The organism is Streptomyces sp. NPDC005494 (genome assembly GCF_042872025.1).
Lineage (GTDB): Bacteria > Actinomycetota > Actinomycetes > Streptomycetales > Streptomycetaceae > Streptomyces.
Genome location: NZ_JBIAJR010000018.1, coordinates 1 through 14,108 on the forward strand (window position 1 = coordinate 1; position 14,108 = coordinate 14,108).

Here is a 14,108-nt window from a genome sequence, read left to right on the forward strand (position 1 = left end):
ACGGCCGTCCGGACATCACCTCCTTGAGTCACCTCCGTGAGTCCGTGACCGGCGCCGTGCCGCACGGCCGCCCGCACCTCCCGTCCGTCTGAACCCCCCCCCCCCCCCCCCCCCCCCCCCCCCCCCGCCCCCCCCCCCCGCCCCCCCCCCCCCCCCCCCCCCCCCCCCCCCCCCCCCGCGGCGGGGCAGAGCTACTGGACGGGCTCCGGCTCCGGCTGGTCGGCCGTCTCCGGGTCGCCGGCCGGGTCGGCGGGCGTCTTCACCGACTCCAGCAGCAGCTGCGAGACGTCGACCACCTGGACCGACTCCTTCGCCTTGCCGTCGTTCTTCTTGCCGTTGACCGAGTCGGTCAGCATGACCAGGCAGAACGGGCAGGCGGTCGAGACGATGTCCGGGTTGAGCGAGAGGGCTTCGTCGACGCGCTCGTTGTTGATGCGCTTGCCGATCCGCTCCTCCATCCACATCCGGGCACCACCGGCGCCGCAGCAGAAGCCGCGCTCCTTGTGGCGGTGCATCTCCTCGTTCCGCAGGCCCGGCACCTTCGCGATGATCTCGCGCGGGGGCGTGTAGATCTTGTTGTGGCGGCCCAGGTAGCAGGGGTCGTGGTACGTGATCAGACCCTCGACCGGCGTCACCGGGATCAGCTTGCCCTCGTCCACCAGGTGCTGGAGCAGCTGCGTGTGGTGGATGACCTCGTACTCGCCGCCCAGCTGCGGGTACTCGTTCGCGATGGTGTTGAAGCAGTGCGGGCAGGTCGCGACGATCTTCTTCGCCGACTTCGCCTTCTTGGTGGAGTCGTCCTCGTCGTCCTCGCCGAACGCCATGTTCAGCATTGCGACGTTCTCCTGGCCGAGCTGCTGGAACAGCGGTTCGTTGCCGAGGCGGCGGGCGGAGTCACCGGTGCACTTCTCGTCACCGCCCATGATCGCGAACTTGACGCCCGCGATGTGGAGGAGCTCCGCGAAGGCCTTCGTCGTCTTCTTGGCACGGTCCTCGAGAGCGCCCGCGCAGCCGACCCAGTAGAGGTAGTCGATCTCGCTGAGGTCCTCGACGTCCTTGCCGACGATCGGGACCTCGAAGTCGACCTCCTTGGTCCACTCCACGCGCTGCTTCTTGGCGAGGCCCCAGGGGTTGCCCTTCTTCTCCAGGTTCTTGAGCATCGTGCCCGCCTCGGACGGGAACGCGGACTCGATCATCACCTGGTAGCGGCGCATGTCGACGATGTGGTCGATGTGCTCGATGTCGACCGGGCACTGCTCGACGCAGGCACCGCAGGTGGTGCAGGACCACAGCACGTCCGGGTCGATGACGCCGTTCTCCTCGGCGGTGCCGATGAGGGGGCGCTCGGCCTCCGCGAGCGCGGCGGCGGGTACGTCCTTGAGCTGCTCCTCGGAGGCCTTCTCGTTGCCCTCCATGTCCTTGCCGCCGCCGGCCAGCAGGTACGGCGCCTTGGCGTGCGCGTGGTCGCGCAGGGACATGATCAGGAGCTTCGGGGAGAGCGGCTTGCCGGTGTTCCATGCGGGGCACTGCGACTGGCAGCGACCGCACTCGGTGCAGGTCGAGAAGTCGAGGATGCCCTTCCAGGAGAACTGCTCGACCTGGGAGACGCCGAAGGTGTCGTCCTCGCCCGGGTCCTCCCAGTCGATCTCCTTGCCGCCACTGGTCATGGGCTGCAGCGCGCCGAGCGCGACCTCGCCGTCGGCGTTCCGCTTGAACCAGATGTTCGGGAAGCCGAGGAAGCGGTGCCAGGCGACACCCATGTTGGTGTTCAGCGAGACCGTGATCATCCAGATCAGCGAGGTGCCGATCTTGATCATCGCGGTGAAGTAGATGAGGTTCTGCAGCGTGCCGAGCGCCAGGCCCTTGAAGGCGAGCACCAGCGGATACGAGACGAAGTACGCGGCCTCGTAGCCCTCGACGTGGTGGATCGCGCCTTCCAGGCCGCGCAGGGCCAGGATCGCCAGGCCGATGACGAGGATGACGTACTCGACGAAGTACGCCTGCCAGGCCTTGGAGCCGGCGAAGCGGGACTTGCGTCCGGCGCGCGAGGGCAGGTTCAGCAGGCGGATGGCCATCAGCGTGACGATGCCGAGCACGGTCATGATGCCGATGAACTCGATGTACATCTCGAACGGCAGCCAGCCGCCGACGATCGGCAGCACCCAGTCGGCCTGGAAGAGCTGTCCGTACGCCTGGAGCAGCGTCGGAGGCAGGGTCAGGAAGCCGATCGCGACGAACCAGTGGGCGAAGCCCACGATCCCCCACCGGTTCATCCGGGTGTGGCCGAGGAACTCCTTGACCAGGGTGATCGTGCGCTGCTTGGGGTCGTCGGTGCGGCTGCCTGCCGGTACCGGCTGTCCGATGCGGACGAACCGGTAGATCTGCGCGACGGCTCGGGCGATGAGCGCAACGCCGACAACCGTCAGCACCAGCGACACGATGATCGCGGCGAGTTGCATTTGGGGGCTCCTCGGGCCTGCGAGGGTGGGATCCAGCACGTACAAGCGATTACTAAGCAGTAACTTAATCAGTCTGTGCTGACACTATCCACTTATTCCGCCACGCTGAAGTTGGGCAGGCGGTGATCTGTGTCGCTCAGGTGAGCCTTCCCCGGGCGCCGCACCCGGCGCAGTGCCCCATGCAGGAAGATGCGTGCGGATTGCGCCAGGATCGCCAGGTCCAGCCGCGTTCCATGATGCTCTGCGTAGTGCGCGTCCAGGAGGGCGGGTTCGTCCCAGGGCATTCCCGAGCGGGCGCGCACCTGGGCCAGGCCGGTCAGGCCGGGCCGGAGCCGGTGCCGCCAGTGCCCTGAGGGCCCGAGCGCTGCGGCCTCCTCGGGGCCGAGGGGGACCGGGCCGACGAGGGAGAGCTCCCCGCGCACGACGTGGGGCAACCGGGACAGCAGGTCGAGCCGGAGCCGCCGGGTGTCCAGCGAGCGCAGCTCGAAGGGGTGCCCGCCGCGCCCGATCCGGATCTCGCGCCGCAGCGCGCCGGCGGTCCCGCGGGCCCGCACGGTGAGTGTCAGGGCGGCGAGTGCCAGCGCGGGGGCGGTCAGGGCCAGGAGGGCCGAGCCGAGCGCCAGATCGAGGACGCGCTTCACGGTCAGGGCCGCGAGCGCCTTCGCCAGGCGCCCGGCCGTCGCCCTCGCGACCCCGGCCGTCACGGAGACGGCGGGGTGCCGTGTCCTTCGTGTCGCAGTCCGCCTCGCGTTCCGCATTGCACCTGCCCGGGGTCGGTGAGGTGACGGTATGACCGTCTCGATGCATTTTGTGACAGAACGATCCCACGGTGCGAGGGTGGGTGGGGTGTGTGCCACGTGCCCCGTGTGCCGGGTGTCGCGGATCCGCGTCGCCCCGGGAGGGCGCGCAGAGGGTCGCGCAACCATCAGAATCCGGAAAACGCCTGGTGAGGGCGTATGCGAGCACATAAGTTGAGCGTAAGTGGCTCAGGTCCTTTGACTCCGGGGTGGGTGTCATGCATCCTTGAGTCAGATCCACTCAAGTAGTCAGTTGGAGGAATTGAAATGGCACGTGCGGTCGGCATCGACCTGGGCACGACTAACTCCGTCGTCAGCGTTCTCGAAGGCGGCGAGCCCACCGTCATCACCAACGCCGAAGGCGCCAGGACCACGCCGTCCGTCGTCGCCTTCGCGAAGAACGGCGAGGTGCTCGTCGGCGAGGTCGCCAAGCGCCAGGCGGTCACCAACGTCGACAGGACGATCCGTTCGGTCAAGCGCCACATGGGCACCGACTGGAAGATCGAGCTCGACGGCAAGAACTTCAACCCGCAGCAGATGAGCGCCTTCATCCTGCAGAAGCTGAAGCGTGACGCCGAGGCGTACCTGGGCGAGAAGGTCACCGACGCGGTGATCACCGTCCCGGCGTACTTCAACGACTCGGAGCGCCAGGCGACCAAGGAGGCCGGCGAGATCGCGGGCCTGAACGTCCTGCGCATCGTCAACGAGCCGACCGCCGCGGCGCTGGCCTACGGCCTCGACAAGGACGACCAGACGATCCTCGTCTTCGACCTCGGTGGCGGCACCTTCGACGTGTCCCTCCTGGAGATCGGCGACGGCGTCGTCGAGGTGAAGGCCACCAACGGTGACAACCACCTCGGTGGTGACGACTGGGACCAGCGCGTCGTCGACTACCTGGTGAAGCAGTTCGCCAACGGGCACGGCGTGGACCTGTCCAAGGACAAGATGGCTCTCCAGCGTCTCCGCGAGGCCGCGGAGAAGGCGAAGATCGAGCTCTCGTCCTCGACCGAGACCACGATCAACCTGCCCTACATCACGGCGTCCGCCGAGGGCCCGCTGCACCTGGACGAGAAGCTCACGCGCTCGCAGTTCCAGCAGCTGACCGCGGACCTCCTGGACCGCTGCAAGAACCCGTTCCACAACGTCATCAAGGACGCGGGCATCCAGCTCTCCGAGATCGACCACGTCGTTCTCGTCGGTGGCTCCACCCGTATGCCGGCCGTCGCCGAGCTCGTCAAGGAGCTCACGGGCGGCCAGGACGCCAACAAGGGTGTGAACCCGGACGAGGTCGTCGCCATCGGCGCCTCGCTCCAGGCCGGTGTCCTCAAGGGCGAGGTCAAGGACGTCCTGCTCCTCGACGTGACCCCGCTGTCCCTCGGCATCGAGACCAAGGGAGGGATCATGACGAAGCTCATCGAGCGCAACACCACGATCCCGACCAAGCGTTCCGAGATCTTCACGACGGCCGAGGACAACCAGCCGTCCGTGCAGATCCAGGTCTACCAGGGCGAGCGCGAGATCGCGGCGTACAACAAGAAGCTCGGGATGTTCGAGCTCACCGGTCTGCCGCCGGCCCCGCGTGGTGTGCCGCAGATCGAGGTCGCCTTCGACATCGACGCCAACGGCATCATGCACGTCGCCGCCAAGGACCTCGGCACCGGCAAGGAGCAGAAGATGACCGTCACCGGCGGCTCCTCGCTCCCGAAGGACGAGGTCAACCGGATGCGCGAAGAGGCCGAGCAGTACGCCGACGAGGACCACCGCCGTCGCGAGGCCGCCGAGTCCCGCAACCAGGGCGAGCAGCTCGTCTACCAGACGGAGAAGTTCCTCAAGGACAACGAGGACAAGGTCCCCGGTGACGTGAAGACGGAGGTGGAGACCGCGCTCACCGAGCTGAAGGAGAAGCTCAAGGGCGAGGACACCGCCGAGATCCGTACCGCCACCGAGAAGGTCGCGGCCGTCTCCCAGAAGCTGGGCCAGGCGATGTACGCCAACACCCAGGCCGAGGGTGCGACGCCGGGTGCCGAGGCGCCGGGCGACGGCCAGGCCAAGGCCGCCGACGACGACGTCGTCGACGCCGAGATCGTGGACGACGAGAAGGACCAGAAGGGCGGTGCGGCGTGACCGAGGAGACTCCGGGCTTCGACGAGAAGCCTGACGTCCCCTCCGGCGCCAACTCCGACGACGCCGACCCGAAGGCCGCCACCCCCTCCGAGGAGGAGGCGGCGGCCCCGGCCGGGGACGTACAGCAGACAGCGGCTCTGACGGCTCAGCTGGACCAGGTCCGCACCGCGCTCAACGAGCGCACGGGCGACCTCCAGCGGCTCCAGGCCGAGTACCAGAACTACCGCCGCCGGGTCGAGCGTGACCGGGTCACGGTCAAGGAGGTCGCTGCGGCGAGTCTCCTGACCGATCTCCTGCCCGTGCTCGACGACATCGGCCGGGCGCGGGAGCACGGTGAGCTCGTCGGCGGCTTCAAGGCGGTGGCCGAATCGGTGGAGACGGTCGTCGCGAAGATCGGCCTCCAGCAGTTCGGCAAGGAGGGCGAGCCCTTCGACCCGACGATCCACGAGGCCCTGATGCACTCGTACGCGCCGGACGTCACCGAGACGACCTGCGTGGCGATCCTGCAGCCTGGGTACCGCATCGGGGAGCGCACCATCCGCCCCGCGCGGGTGGCCGTGGCCGAACCGCAGCCGGGCGCCACGCCCTCGGCCGCGAAGGAAGAGAAGGCAGACGACGAGGAGAGCGGTGGCACCGAAGAGGTCTGACATTCCGTCCGACCACAGCGGTGAACACCGACGGGGCGTGCGGCCGGCCACAGGGCCGGCCGCACGGCCGATCGTCCGGAAGGAGGGACGTCGATGAGCACGAAGGACTTCGTCGAGAAGGACTACTACAAGGTTCTCGGCGTCCCCAAGGACGCCACCGACGCCGAGGTCAAGAAGGCGTACCGGAAGCTCGCCCGCGAGTACCACCCGGACGCCAACAAGGGTGACGCCAAGGCGGAGGAACGCTTCAAGGAGATCTCCGAGGCGAACGACGTCCTCGGTGACCCCAAGAAGCGCAAGGAGTACGACGAGGCGCGCGCCCTCTTCGGCAACGGAGGCTTCCGGGCGGGTCCCGGCGGTGCCGGAGGCAACTTCAACTTCGACCTGGGCGACCTCTTCGGAGGCGTCCCGGGCGGTGCCCCGGGCGGCGCGGGCGGCTTCGGCGGTGGCGGCGGCGGTGGCCTGGGAGACGTCTTCGGCGGGCTCTTCAACCGGGGCGGCGGCGGCACACGTGTCCAGCCGCGGCGCGGCCAGGACATCGAGTCCGAGGTGACGCTCAGCTTCACCGAGGCGGTCGACGGGGCCACGGTCCCGCTGCGCATGTCCAGCCAGGCACCCTGCAAGGCCTGTTCGGGCACCGGCGACAAGAACGGCACCCCGCGGGTCTGCCCGACGTGTGTGGGCACCGGACAGGTCTCCCGCGGCACCGGTGGCGGCTTCTCGCTCACCGACCCCTGCGTGGACTGCAAGGGCCGGGGCCTCATCGCCCAGGACCCCTGCGACGTCTGCAAGGGCAGCGGCCGGGCGAAGTCGGCCCGCACGATGCAGGTCAGGATCCCCGCCGGGGTCCTGGACAACCAGCGGATCCGGCTGCGCGGCAAGGGCAGCCCGGGCGAGCGCGGCGGCCCGGCCGGCGACCTGTACGTCGTCGTCCACGTCGGCGCCCATCCGGTCTTCGGCCGCAAGGGCGACAACCTCACGGTCACCGTGCCCGTCACCTTCCCGGAGGCGGCGCTCGGCGGCGAGGTGAAGGTCCCCACGCTCGGCGGGCCCCCGGTCACCCTGAAACTCCCGGCCGGCACGCCCAACGGACGTACGATGCGGGCCCGGGGCAAGGGCGCCGTACGCAAGGACGGCACCCGGGGCGACCTCCTGGTCACCGTCGAGGTGTCCGTGCCGACGGACCTCGGCGCCGACGCCCAGGACGCGCTGGAGTCCTACCGGAAGGCGACCGCGGGGGAGGACCCGCGGGCGGAGCTGTTCCAGGCTGCGAAGGGAGCTTGAGATGGACGGCCGTCGACGCAATCCGTACCAGCTGACCGACGAATCACCGGTGTACGTGATCTCGATCGCGGCCCAGCTCTCGGGCCTGCACCCGCAGACACTGCGCCAGTACGACCGTCTCGGCCTGGTCTCGCCCGACCGCACGGCCGGGCGCGGCCGGCGCTACTCGGCCCGCGACATCGAACTGCTGCGCACGGTCCAGCAGCTGTCGCAGGACGAGGGCATCAACCTCGCGGGCATCAAGCGCATCATCGAGCTGGAGAACCAGGTCGCCGCGCTCCAGCAGCGCGTCGCCGAGCTCTCGGCGGCGGTGGACGGCGCGGCGGTCGCGATGCAGCAGCGGGAGGCCCAGGTCCACGCCTCCTACCGGCGGGACCTCGTGCCGTACCAGGATGTGCAGCAGACCAGCGCGCTGGTGGTCTGGCGGCCGAAGAGGCCGAGGGACTGAGTGGTCCGGAAGGGGCCCGTAGCGGAGTTCACGACTCCGGTACGGGCCCCTTCCGCATGGTCGCGGAGGTGTCCACGATGCCGGACCGCACGAGCAGGACGCCGAGATGGGTCCGGCTGGTCGCGCCGAGGGCCTGCGTGAGCCTGGCGATGTGGGAGCGGCAGGTGCGGACACTGATCCCCAGCTTGCGGGCGACCACGTCGTCGACGTGGCCCTCGCTGAGGAGCCGGGCGATGCTCTGCTGCACGGCCGTGACCTGGACCCCCGGCCCCGGGCCGGGCACCTGCTCGGTGAGCGGGGTGGCCTGCGCCCAGAGGACCTCGTAGACCTGGACCAGATAGCGGACGAGTGCGGGGTGGCTGATCCGCAGCGCCGCGCTGCGGTCGGCGGTGGCGGGGATGAACGCCACCGTCCGGTCGAAGATGAGCAGCCGCTCCACGGTCAGCTCGGTGGTGCGCACCTGGAGGGACTCCGCGGGGACCTGACGCAGGTAGTCCCTCACCTGTGTGCTGTAGCGCGCCGGGTGCTGGTAGATGTGGCGGAGCCCGGCGCCCCGGGCGATGGCGGTCGTGGCGTTGTCCAGGGCCGTCCGCAGCGTCGCCTGCGGCCTGGTGCTCCCCGGCTGCGCCGTCAGGACCTCGTCGGCGGCCTGGGAGGTGGCCTCCCGGATGGCTGTCCGTATCGCCTCGGGCCCCTCCAGCATGGTGATGGCCAGATGGGGGTCACCGTCGGCGATGGCTGCCAGGGGCGCCAGCGAGCGGGTCAGCCGGAGCGTCTGCTCTATCCGCTCGCCGATCTCGCGGGTGAGGGGCTGCAACAGCCGGGACAGGGCCGCGGACGGCGGTACGGGACGCAGCCAGTGCTCGTCCCAGGGATCGGCCTGGACCAGCGCGCCGGCGGTGAGACAGGGTGCCGCCCCGAGCTCCTGACGGGTGATCCGGCCCTGGCGCAGCGCCCGCTCGTACAGCTCGAGTGCGGGAGCGCAGAGTTCTCCAGGTCCGTGACGGTGCGGCGGTTGCACCGGTTCTGTTCCCATCTGGGAGCCCCCCGCTTTGTGCACTGCAACAAGTTGCCGGTGGTGCAAGCCTAGTGGCCTGGTGGAGTCTGGGGGCTTCCTGGCCAGGAGGCCCGTCCCGGAGCGCGCCGTTCCACGCGTCGCCGGGCGGCGGCGCACCGCTCTGCGGAGCGCCGGCCGTCAGCTCTTCCGGTCCAGGATTCCCGACTGCGAGATGAGGTAGCCGAGCTGCGCGCGACTGCCGCTGCCGAGGGCGGCGTTGAGCTTGGCTATGTGCGCCCGGCACGTGCGTACGTTCATGCCCAGCCTCCTGGCGATGGAGTCGTCCACATGCCCCTCGACGAGCAGTTGGGCGATGGAGCGCTGCACTCCGCTGATCCCGGCGGGAGTCGGGGTGTACGACACGTCCTCCAGCAGGGGAGTGGCGCGTTGCCAGAGCTGCTCGAAGACGTTGATCAGGTAGGAGACGAGACCCGGGTGCCGGAGTTCCAGCGCGACCGTCAGGTCGTCCTGAGCGGGGATGAAGGCGACGGCGCGGTCGAAGATGAGCATGCGCTGCACGAGCTCCTCCAGCGTGCGGATCTCGACGCCCTCGGCGAGGCGCTCGGCGTACGCGAACGTCCCGTGGTGGTGGCGCACCGTGTGCTGGTAGAGGGTGCGGATGCTGACGCCGCGGTCCACCACGGCCGTGCCGCGCTCCAGCCCCTTGCTCAGGATGTCCTCGCTGCGCGCCCCCCCGGGCTGCACGGTGAGCACTTCGCTGCGGCACTCCGCCGTGGCCACGTCGATGGCCGCGTTGATGCGCGTCCCGCCTTCGAGCACGGTGATTGCGTGCGTCGTGGGCGGATCCTGCGCGCTGATGTCCATGAAAGGTTCGAAGGACTCGGTGAGTTCCAGGGAGTGGCGTCGGCGCTCCTGGATCTCCCTCTCGATGGGGTGCAGCCGCTGGGCGAGGGCCGCGGACGGCGGAACCGGACGTAGCCAGTCGGCGTCGTCCGGGTCGGGATGGAGCAGGGCGAAGTCCATCAGGCACGGAGCGGGCTCCACCTCCGAACGCGGTATGCGGCCGGAGCGCAGCGCGCTCGCGTAGAGACGCTGCCCCGCATCGCATAGTTGGGTGATCCCGTGCCGATGCGCCCCATTTGAGTCGCATGTATCCATATCTCCACCCCCCATGTTCCTGAACGTGCAAGAACATGATGCATCGATCCAGTGGTGCTTGCGTGTCCGCGTGAGACATCGTCTTGAGAGCGGGGGAGATGAATCCATCAAGTGAGGACGAAGCCGAAATGTCTAAGCGAATGCTTCGCTCGGTGCTTGCCACAGCTTTCGTGGGGGCCCTGGCCTACGGTGCGTTGGGTGTCGGGGACATCACCTGGGGGGTTGCGCCGGCCGAGCAGGCGACAGCAGTGTCCGGTGACATCACCTGGGGAGCGGCCCCGGCCGACATCACGTGGGGTGCGGCATCGGGTGACATCACCTGGGGTGCCGCTCCGAGCGACATCACGTGGGGTTCGGCTCCGACCGGCACCGCGGCATGACCACCCCACCGGACGACCGCACCTTCCGGCGGGAGATGGCCACGGCGTATCGCTCAGGGTGGCATTTCATCGATCTGCTCACGGCTCTCACCCGCCAGGGCGATTCGTTGATGGTCACCCTGTTCGGAGAGCCGATCGTCGTCGTGATGGAAACGGATGACGACATCCGCGCCTATCGCTGTCTCCGCCGGCCGCGCGGAGCGCCGCAGCCTGTTCGATGTGCCGTGCGGTACGGCATGATTTTCGTAAATCTCGACCAGCGTGATCATGAGCTGTTCGAACCAGAAACCATTTCCGCCACCCCCCGCAGTGCCTGAACGATTCCCCCGTCGTTCCATGTCGTTCGGGCACTTCCCCCACACAACGGCGCCATCGTGACCTGAACACGGTGGCGCCGTTGTGCTGTCCGGATGTTCTCAAGGCCTTTCCGGTGGCCCTGCACTTTATTGTTCAGGCATTTCCGAGCGCCCTGTCGACGGCGATCTCGATGACGATCCGCTCCGGGTTGGGCCGGGGGGTGCGCTCGTAGCGCTCCGCGTAGCGGCGTACGGCGTCCTCGATCTCATCGGGCTCCGTGCGGACCACCGCGCGGCCCTCCAGGGTCGCCCAGCGGCGCCCCTGCATCTGGCAGACCGCGACCCGTGCCCCCTCCGGGCCCGCCGCCAGGACGTGTGCGGCCTTCCTGGTGTTCCTGCCGGTGATGACGCGGGCGAGCCGCGTCTCGGGGTCGTAGGTCACCCCCACGGGCACCACGTGCGGTGTGCCGTCCGGGCGGAGCGTGGTCAGGGTGCACACATGGCGCTCCCGCCAGAAGGCGAGGTACTCGGGGCCGGGGTTGCTCACGTCAGGCATGGGGTCAGCCTAGATACAGGGGACATCCGGGCCCCCCGGAGGCCCCGGCACAGCCTTGAGTGGAATAGACTCAACTTTGTACCCGTTGTTGCAGTCATAGTTCCGTGGAAGCACCCGTACGAGGAGGAGACAGCGCCCGTGGACGCCGAGCTGACCAACAAGAGCCGGGACGCCCTCAACGCGGCCACCAGCCGGGCCGTGAAGGACGGACATCCGGACCTGACCCCCGGGCATCTGCTGCTTGCACTGCTCGCGGGCGAGGACAACGCCAACATCACCGACCTGCTGGCCTCCGTCGAGGCCGATCAGGTGACCGTGCGCGAGGAGACCGAGCGGCTCCTCGGCGCGCTGCCCAGCGTCACAGGGTCCACGGTCGCCCCGCCGCAGCCGAGCCGCGATCTGCTCGCCGTCCTCGCGGACGCCGACCGGCGCGCCAAGGAGCTCGGCGACGACTACCTCTCCACCGAGCACCTGCTGATCGCGGTCGCCGCGAAGGGCGGCCGCGCCGGTGAGATCCTCGACGGGCAGGGAGCCGGTGCGAAGAAGCTCCTGGACGCATTCGAGAAGAGCAGGGGAGGGCGCCGGGTGACCACTCCCGACCCCGAGGGCCAGTACAAGGCGCTGGAGAAGTTCGGAACGGACTTCACGGCCGCCGCGCGTGAGGGCAAGCTCGACCCGGTCATCGGCCGTGACCAGGAGATCCGCCGCGTCGTGCAGGTGCTGTCGCGCCGCACGAAGAACAACCCCGTGCTCATCGGCGAGCCCGGCGTCGGCAAGACAGCCGTCGTCGAGGGCCTCGCCCAGCGCATCGTCAAGGGTGACGTCCCCGAGTCCCTGCGGAACAAGCGGCTCGTCTCCCTGGACCTCGGCGCGATGGTCGCGGGCGCCAAGTACCGCGGTGAGTTCGAGGAACGCCTCAAGACCGTCCTCTCCGAGATCAAGGAGAGCGACGGGCAGATCATCACCTTCATCGACGAGCTGCACACCGTCGTCGGCGCGGGTGCGGGCGGCGACTCCGCGATGGACGCCGGGAACATGCTCAAGCCGATGCTCGCCCGCGGTGAGCTCCGCATGGTCGGCGCCACCACGCTGGACGAGTACCGCGAGCGCATCGAGAAGGACCCGGCCCTGGAGCGCCGCTTCCAGCAGGTCCTGGTCGCCGAGCCGTCCGTCGAGGACACCATCGCGATCCTGCGTGGCCTCAAGGGCCGCTACGAGGCGCACCACAAGGTGCAGATCGCAGACTCCTCCCTGGTGGCCGCCGCGACCCTGTCGGACCGCTACATCACCTCCCGCTTCCTGCCCGACAAGGCCATCGACCTCGTCGACGAGGCGGCCTCCCGGCTCCGCATGGAGATCGACTCCTCGCCCCTGGAGATCGACGAGCTCCAGCGTTCCGTGGACCGACTGCACATGGAGGAGCTGGCGCTCAAGAACGAGACCGACCAGGGCTCCAAGCAGCGACTGGAGAAGATCCGCCGCGACCTCGCCGACAAGGAGGAGGAGCTGCGCGGTCTCACCGCCCGCTGGGAGAAGGAGAAGGAGGGCCTGAACCGCGTCGGTGAGCTCAAGGAGCGCCTCGACGAGCTGCGCGGCCAGGCGGAGAGGGCCCAGCGCGACGGCGACTTCGACACCGCGTCCAAGCTGCTCTACGGGGAGATCCCTGGTCTGGAGCGCGAGCTGGCCGAGGCGGACGAGGCCGAGCAGGAGGCCGCCGTCGACACCATGGTCAAGGAGGAGGTCGGCCCGGACGACATCGCCGACGTCGTCGGCGCGTGGACCGGCATCCCGGCCGGACGTCTCCTGGAGGGCGAGACCCAGAAGCTGCTGCGGATGGAGTCAGAGCTGGGCAGGCGGCTGATCGGCCAGTCCGAGGCCGTGCGGTCCGTCTCGGACGCCGTACGCCGCACGCGGGCGGGGATCGCCGACCCCGACCGGCCCACCGGCTCGTTCCTCTTCCTCGGCCCGACCGGGGTCGGCAAGACGGAGCTGGCCAAGGCTCTCGCGGACTTCCTGTTCGACGACGAGCGCGCCATGATCCGCATCGACATGAGCGAGTACAGCGAGAAGCACAGCGTCGCCAGGCTCGTCGGGGCTCCGCCCGGATACGTCGGCTACGAGGAGGGCGGTCAGCTCACGGAGGCGGTCCGCCGCCGTCCGTACAGCGTCGTGCTGCTGGACGAGGTCGAGAAGGCGCACCCCGAGGTCTTCGACATCCTGCTCCAGGTGCTCGACGACGGCCGGCTCACCGACGGGCAGGGCAGGACGGTGGACTTCCGCAACACCATCCTGATCCTCACCTCGAACCTGGGCAGCCAGTTCCTGATCGATCCCCTGACCGAGCCCGAGGTGAAGAAGGAGCAGGTCCTGGAGGTCGTACGGAGCTCCTTCAAGCCGGAGTTCCTCAACCGCCTCGACGACCTGGTCGTCTTCTCCGCCCTGTCCGGGGACGAGCTGGCGCACATCGCGGGTCTTCAGGTGGACCGCCTCGCGCAGCGACTGGCCGACCGCCGGATCCAGCTCGACGTCACCCCCGAGGCGCTGGCCTGGCTGGCGGTGGAGGGCAACGACCCGGCGTACGGCGCCCGGCCGCTGCGCCGGCTCATCCAGACCGCGATCGGGGACCGGCTCGCGAAGGAGATCCTCGCGGGCGAGGTCAAGGACGGCGACACGGTCCGGGTGGACCGTGCGGGCGACGGACTGATCGTCGGGACCGCGACGGCGGCGAAGACCCTGTAGGACCCGTCCCTCGGCGTCCCCGGCCGGCAGACCTCGCGTCGCGGCCGGGGACGCCTGTGTGTGCGGTGCCGTTCGTTTTGATGAGTGCATCCGGCATGCATCAGCGGCGGATATCGCCCACGAAATTGAGCCGAAAATTTACATTCCTTGGCCGACCGGTGGGCGCGGAGCGTTCCGGCGCCGCTCTTTGTATCGCGACGAT

At 69.1% G+C, this 14,108-nt stretch carries 12 protein-coding genes; 7 read left to right on the forward strand and 5 right to left on the reverse strand.

Annotation, left to right across the window (positions count from 1 at the left end):
• Positions 1-191: 191 nt before the first annotated feature.
• Both ACFYQ6_RS33640 and ACFYQ6_RS33645 read right to left on the reverse strand, forming a co-directional pair.
• Positions 192-2,459, reverse strand: coding sequence for a (Fe-S)-binding protein (locus ACFYQ6_RS33640; RefSeq protein WP_361578864.1), 2,268 nt, complete (start codon positions 2,457-2,459; stop codon positions 192-194).
• Positions 2,460-2,551: 92 nt separating this feature from the next.
• A complete protein-coding gene (locus ACFYQ6_RS33645; protein ID WP_388766642.1) occupies positions 2,552-3,217 on the reverse strand; it encodes a sugar transferase in 666 nt (221 codons plus the stop codon).
• A 306-nt stretch (positions 3,218-3,523) separates the two neighbouring features.
• On the opposite strand from ACFYQ6_RS33645, the gene dnaK reads away from it, so the two are divergent.
• The 4 genes from dnaK to ACFYQ6_RS33665 all read left to right on the forward strand — a co-directional run bounded on the left by dnaK (position 3,524) and on the right by ACFYQ6_RS33665 (position 7,759).
• A complete protein-coding gene (gene dnaK, locus ACFYQ6_RS33650) occupies positions 3,524-5,380 on the forward strand; it encodes a molecular chaperone DnaK (protein ID WP_145812962.1) in 1,857 nt (618 codons plus the stop codon).
• Positions 5,377-6,027 carry a nucleotide exchange factor GrpE gene (grpE, locus tag ACFYQ6_RS33655; RefSeq protein ID WP_361578857.1) on the forward strand — a complete coding sequence of 217 codons (651 nt, stop codon included), beginning with the start codon at positions 5,377-5,379 and terminating at the stop codon, positions 6,025-6,027. Before dnaK ends, grpE begins: the two co-directional genes overlap by 4 nt.
• A gap of 93 nt (positions 6,028-6,120) precedes the next feature.
• Complete coding sequence (gene dnaJ, locus ACFYQ6_RS33660; RefSeq protein WP_388766645.1) at positions 6,121-7,311, forward strand: molecular chaperone DnaJ; 1,191 nt, start codon at positions 6,121-6,123, stop codon at positions 7,309-7,311.
• Between the two features lies 1 nt (position 7,312).
• Positions 7,313-7,759 (forward strand): heat shock protein transcriptional repressor HspR, encoded by a 447-nt coding sequence (locus ACFYQ6_RS33665; RefSeq protein ID WP_361578851.1) that lies wholly within the window; start codon positions 7,313-7,315, stop codon positions 7,757-7,759.
• 28 nt (positions 7,760-7,787) lie between these two features.
• Here ACFYQ6_RS33665 and ACFYQ6_RS33670 read toward each other — a convergent pair whose 3' ends face one another.
• Complete coding sequence (locus ACFYQ6_RS33670) at positions 7,788-8,795, reverse strand: LuxR C-terminal-related transcriptional regulator (protein ID WP_388766647.1); 1,008 nt, start codon at positions 8,793-8,795, stop codon at positions 7,788-7,790.
• Between the two features lie 159 nt (positions 8,796-8,954).
• Positions 8,955-9,800, reverse strand: a complete 846-nt coding sequence (locus ACFYQ6_RS33675; protein ID WP_356745190.1) for a helix-turn-helix transcriptional regulator — start codon at positions 9,798-9,800, stop codon at positions 8,955-8,957.
• Between the two features lie 287 nt (positions 9,801-10,087).
• On the opposite strand from ACFYQ6_RS33675, the gene ACFYQ6_RS33680 reads away from it, so the two are divergent.
• A complete protein-coding gene (locus tag ACFYQ6_RS33680; protein ID WP_361578845.1) occupies positions 10,088-10,315 on the forward strand; it encodes a 5'-nucleotidase in 228 nt (75 codons plus the stop codon).
• Positions 10,312-10,632, forward strand: a complete 321-nt coding sequence (locus tag ACFYQ6_RS33685) for a hypothetical protein (protein ID WP_014155382.1) — start codon at positions 10,312-10,314, stop codon at positions 10,630-10,632. The genes ACFYQ6_RS33680 and ACFYQ6_RS33685 overlap by 4 nt, the downstream gene beginning before the upstream one ends.
• Positions 10,633-10,765: 133 nt before the next feature.
• Here the strand turns inward: ACFYQ6_RS33685 and ACFYQ6_RS33690 are convergent, their stop codons facing one another.
• Positions 10,766-11,167, reverse strand: a complete 402-nt coding sequence (locus tag ACFYQ6_RS33690; RefSeq protein WP_361578842.1) for a TIGR03618 family F420-dependent PPOX class oxidoreductase — start codon at positions 11,165-11,167, stop codon at positions 10,766-10,768.
• Positions 11,168-11,305: 138 nt separating this feature from the next.
• Here ACFYQ6_RS33690 and clpB point away from each other — a divergent pair, with 138 nt between their 5' ends.
• Entirely contained in the window at positions 11,306-13,906 is a 2,601-nt protein-coding gene (clpB, locus tag ACFYQ6_RS33695; RefSeq protein WP_361578839.1) for an ATP-dependent chaperone ClpB, read from the forward strand.
• Positions 13,907-14,108 lie beyond the last annotated feature (202 nt).

Coding starts and splice junctions, on each gene's coding strand:
- ACFYQ6_RS33665 (WP_361578851.1), top strand. CDS start 7,313: ATGGACGGCCGTCGACGCAATCCGTACCAGCTGACCGACGAATCACCG.
- dnaJ (WP_388766645.1), top strand. CDS start 6,121: ATGAGCACGAAGGACTTCGTCGAGAAGGACTACTACAAGGTTCTCGGC.
- ACFYQ6_RS33670 (WP_388766647.1), bottom strand. CDS start 8,795: ATGGGAACAGAACCGGTGCAACCGCCGCACCGTCACGGACCTGGAGAA.
- ACFYQ6_RS33690 (WP_361578842.1), bottom strand. CDS start 11,167: ATGCCTGACGTGAGCAACCCCGGCCCCGAGTACCTCGCCTTCTGGCGG.
- ACFYQ6_RS33685 (WP_014155382.1), top strand. CDS start 10,312: ATGACCACCCCACCGGACGACCGCACCTTCCGGCGGGAGATGGCCACG.
- ACFYQ6_RS33675 (WP_356745190.1), bottom strand. CDS start 9,800: ATGGACTTCGCCCTGCTCCATCCCGACCCGGACGACGCCGACTGGCTA.
- ACFYQ6_RS33640 (WP_361578864.1), bottom strand. CDS start 2,459: ATGCAACTCGCCGCGATCATCGTGTCGCTGGTGCTGACGGTTGTCGGC.
- dnaK (WP_145812962.1), top strand. CDS start 3,524: ATGGCACGTGCGGTCGGCATCGACCTGGGCACGACTAACTCCGTCGTC.
- ACFYQ6_RS33645 (WP_388766642.1), bottom strand. CDS start 3,217: ATGCGGAACGCGAGGCGGACTGCGACACGAAGGACACGGCACCCCGCC.